Genomic DNA, 2,026 nt, shown 5'->3' with positions numbered 1-2,026 from the left:
CTCCTCGTATAATTAATTTAGTTCCTGCCCCACGAGTTCAAAAAACTAATGGAACGTGGGGTATTTATATGACCAAAGAAAACTGGAAATTCATTTGTTTGGTCAACATCAATAAGATGCGCGCAGAATAACGCATACCCCATGCAGTCGTCGTGCCTGTGGGCAGTGTGGACAAGTTAACCCCAAAGCATACTTCAAATTCGACTTGTCCAAAGCCTGTGGGAAAGCTCTTTTGAGACAGACCCAAAAGGGCTTTTCCATAGGCTGGCACTGTCCACAGGCTCAGGATGAGGAATACCTGAGATTCCTCAGATCGTTCTTTGACAACAAAAAAGTATTTAATTTTGTTGGGGTTTCAGGCAAAATGATACCGTGAGGTTCGTTCTGGTAAGGCCTTTCTCTCCTTGAGGCTTTGACCTCTTTTTAAGTCTGACTGCCAGCCCACAATTTGAACTTTTAACTCGAAGGTTGCACAGCTTAAAGGGAACACCTCCGATGGTAGCAGATCGGCTGGATCCAAGGTCTTTTTAAGACAAGTGCTGATTCGGCGAGGTTGTTGACCTGTTGTGGTGCCTGGTCCCAACGTTAATCTTACATATTCTACAGCTCGGAAAGTGAGGTGATTTTAATTGAGTTTTTTTGTCGGTATTGATGTGAGTTCCAGCGATTTTAAAGTGCGAATCTTAGATGAGCGGGGTAATGAACCGGTTAAAAAACTACGGGTTTTGAATGATAAGCCTGGTTGTGAGCAAATTGCCCGATATCTCTCTGACGCCTGTGCTAAAGAGAAAATAGACCGGCTGGTTATTGGTTTAGAGGCCACTTCCGTGTATAGTTGGCCGTTACAAATGTTCTTGGCGGAAGACCATAGTTTAGCACCTTTACAGCCCAAAATTTATTCCTTTAACCCCAAGGTCGTTGCTAATTTCAAGAAGGCTTATGTGGACCTTCCGAAGAACGACTGGATTGATGCCTGGGTCATTGCCGAACGTTTACGCTTCGGCCGTCTCCCAGAGGGCTCTCAGGTCGATTTCCGCTACTTACCTTTACAGCGCCTCACTCGCTTTCGTTGTCATCTGATTGATATGATCTCCAGAGAGAAGAACTATTTTCTCACTAACTTGTTCTTGAAATTTAGCACTCTTGCCCAAGGTGCGGTTTTTAGTAATACTTTTGGCGCTACTTCTGAATCCTTGACACTTGAGTTTTTTTCTCCAGAAGAGGTTGCGGCTCGACCGCTTGATGAACTGATTGATTTCCTCATGGAGAAAGGAAGAAGCCATTTCGAGGATCCGGAAGCCAAAGCCCGAGAGTTGAAGGAAGCCGCCCGCAAGGCCCATCGACTACGTGGAAGTCTATTGCAACCAATTAACCTTATCCTGGCCACTAGCATCGAAACCATCCACACTTTAGAGAAGCAGGTAAAGAAAATCGATAAGGCGATTGAAGCAGAGATTAGACATTTCCCTAATACACTCATTACCATTCCCGGTATTGGTCCTGTGCTTTCAGCTGGTATTATTGCTGAAATTGGAGACATCCGTCGTTTTCCGAATGAAGGAGCCTTAGCAAAGTTCATTGGGTTAACCTGGCGTTCTCACCAGTCAGGTAATTTTACGGCCGATGACACACCCTTAACCCGGACCGGCAACACCTACCTGCGCAGTTATATCATCCAGGCTGCTAACTTAGTACGCCAAAAGGAACCAGAGTACAAAGCTTTTTACCAACGTAAATTTTCGGAAAGTAAGACTCACCATCATCGCCGTGCTCTTGTGCTTACTGCACGTAAACTCGTCCGTATGGTTGATGCTCTGCTACGCAGCAACCAAATCTACATGCCACATGGCAATAGGGGGAATGTAAGCTAAGCATAAAACGCGATAATTTAATTCCCATTTTTGTAACTTATTCCCATGATATTTTGGGGGATGAGATGGTTTCCTGTTGCCTTTTTTTGCCCACTGATAATTGAATTACTGAAAATATGACTCACTTAAGGTCTTGACATATTACCGAAGGACTT

Annotated in this window: 1 protein-coding gene; it reads left to right on the top strand. The window is 44.4% G+C overall.

Annotated elements, in window-relative coordinates:
* Window positions 1–629: 629 nt before the first annotated feature.
* The gene (locus DSOL_RS25920; RefSeq protein WP_075367575.1) at window positions 630–1,871 is read left to right on the top strand and encodes an IS110 family RNA-guided transposase; all 1,242 of its coding nucleotides are present in this window, start codon (window positions 630–632) and stop codon (window positions 1,869–1,871) included.
* Window positions 1,872–2,026 lie beyond the last annotated feature (155 nt).

This window comes from Desulfosporosinus metallidurans (genome assembly GCF_001936615.1).
Lineage (GTDB): Bacteria > Bacillota > Desulfitobacteriia > Desulfitobacteriales > Desulfitobacteriaceae > Desulfosporosinus > Desulfosporosinus metallidurans.
Note: the sequence above shows the minus strand (reverse complement) of the source record. Positions and strands in the feature narration are given on the sequence as shown.